The organism is Occallatibacter sp. (assembly GCF_049802275.1).
In the GTDB taxonomy this organism is placed as follows: domain Bacteria; phylum Acidobacteriota; class Terriglobia; order Terriglobales; family Acidobacteriaceae; genus Telmatobacter.
The window spans coordinates 1-1,951 of the sequence record NZ_JBARMD010000441.1; the positions used below are offsets into that span (position 1 = coordinate 1).

General features: G+C 54.6%; 4 protein-coding genes. All 4 read left to right on the forward strand.

The genetic code is table 11. The features are described 5' to 3' along the window. Window positions 1-351, forward strand: a 351-nt coding sequence (locus WA354_RS15355) for a nuclear transport factor 2 family protein (RefSeq protein ID WP_472813896.1), incomplete at its 5' end; no start/stop codon positions are given. Between the two features lie 176 nt (window positions 352-527). Then, window positions 528-1,613: an alpha/beta fold hydrolase gene (locus tag WA354_RS15360; protein WP_472813897.1), complete on the forward strand. Its 1,086-nt coding sequence runs from the start codon at window positions 528-530 to the stop codon at window positions 1,611-1,613. A 57-nt stretch (window positions 1,614-1,670) separates the two neighbouring features. After that, window positions 1,671-1,775, forward strand: coding sequence for a twin-arginine translocation signal domain-containing protein (locus tag WA354_RS15365; RefSeq protein ID WP_472813898.1), 105 nt, complete (start codon window positions 1,671-1,673; stop codon window positions 1,773-1,775). A gap of 62 nt (window positions 1,776-1,837) precedes the next feature. Beyond that, a partial coding sequence (locus WA354_RS15370) for an alpha/beta fold hydrolase (protein WP_472813899.1) occupies window positions 1,838-1,951 on the forward strand: 114 nt, incomplete at its 3' end.

A 1,951-nucleotide genomic window follows, 5' to 3' on the forward strand; every position in this document is an offset into this window, starting at 1 on the left:
GGGGCGGACCCTAACAAGATAGCCGGACTGTTCAGTGTTGATGTCCAATTTGAAATCGCGGGCGACGTTGGTGCGTTGCCCTGGATTGGACTAAGGACTGGGCGCCGCGCCGCTTCCGACTTCATTCGCGACACGCGCCGTCTGATTGAGCAAGTTCGCTTCGACGTCCAAGACATCTTGGCAAGCGCCGACCGGGCAGTCATTGTCGGTGAACTCGCTACGAGGATCAAGGAGACCGGAAAGATCATCGAGTCAGCCTTTGCGATTATCTTGACCGCCTCCGACGGCGAGATCACTCGCTTCCAGATGCTGGAGGACAGCTTCGCGGTCTCTCGGGCGGCAAGATCATAATCAGACCGCACGCTCGATCAATGATTCCCTCAGCCTCGGATCACTCCCTATTTCTAGGTAACCTCCGGCTTGAATCTAGGAATGAACTGGGTTTATAACTGTTCATAAATTGGACTAGATCGCAGCCAGAGGAACGCCGGTAAGCAAGGTGAAGTTTTCAAGAAAGGAGAAATTGCATGGCAACGATACCAACCACAAACAGCACCCAGGTCGATCACAAGGTCTGCGGCAAGGTGGCCGCTAAGGTACACTCCAGCGGATCTCGCCGCCAATTTCTAGAATCCACGAGCCTAGCCGCCGCTTTCGCTTTTCTCGCTCCACATCGCGCCTTCGCCGCGGATGATGGCGTCGTCAAGACTGAGAGGAGCGAAGGAGAAACCGCGAAAAACCGATTGGCCGTGCATTACAAGACTGCTCGCGTAAATGATCTCGATATCTTCTATCGGGATGCTGGGCCGGAAGATGCCCCTGTTCTCCTGCTCCTGCACGGTTTTCCCACCTCATCCAACATGTTCCGGAATTTGATTCCACGCCTGGCCGGCTCCTTCCACGTTATAGCGCCTGACTATCCAGGCTTCGGCCAGAGCAGCATGCCGGATCACACAAGCTATCGCTATACGTTCGAGAATTACGCCGACATTGTGAATAAGCTCGCCGAACAACTGAAGCTCGGAAAGTACTCGCTCTACGTCATGGATTACGGAGCGCCTGTCGGATACCGTCTCGCCTTGAAGCACCCCGAGCGCGTACAGGCGCTCATCGTGCAGAACGGTAATGCGTACGACGAAGGTTTGCTCGCATTCTGGGACCCGATCAAGAAATATTGGAAAGACGCCACGCCAGAGAATCGAGCCGCGCTTCATTTCCTCGTCGATGCCAAATCGACGCGCTGGCAGTACGAAAATGGCGTAAGCGATCATACTCTACTGGATCCGACCACATGGGCACTGGACCAGATCGGTCTGGACCGTCCCGGAAATCGAGACATCCAAATGGACCTATTCTACGATTACCGGACAAACGTCCCCCTCTATCCCGAATTTCAGGCTTTCTTCCGAAAGAATCAACCAGCCACTTTGATCGTGTGGGGCAAGAACGATGTGATCTTTCCACCGGAAGGCGCCACCCCGTACAGCCGCGATCTGAAGAACCTCGAAACGCATCTGCTCGATACCGGACATTTTGCTCTCGAGACGCACGGGGAAGAGATTGCGAGCCGCATCGACACGTTTCTCGCGAAAAACAAAATCAGCCGAGGATAGGACTCACGATTACTGCGGGCTAGGACCTTAGCGGCTCGCAACACGAAAGGAAACGCAATGGCACACAACTTCGTGTCCGACAACTCTACCCTGACTCGCCGAGACGTTCTCGTTGGCGGTGCCGCTATGGTGGCCTGTCTCGGGTTACCTGGCACATTTTAGCCGTTCAACCAACAACTGCGAGCGTTCCTGCTTCGCATAATCCAATCTCAGGAGAAAATCACATGAGCACAATTACAACGAAAGACGGCACGACGATCTATTACAAGGACTGGGGCAAGGGTCAGCCCATCGTGTTCAGCCACGGCTGGCCGCTGTCGGCCGATGATTGGGATTCG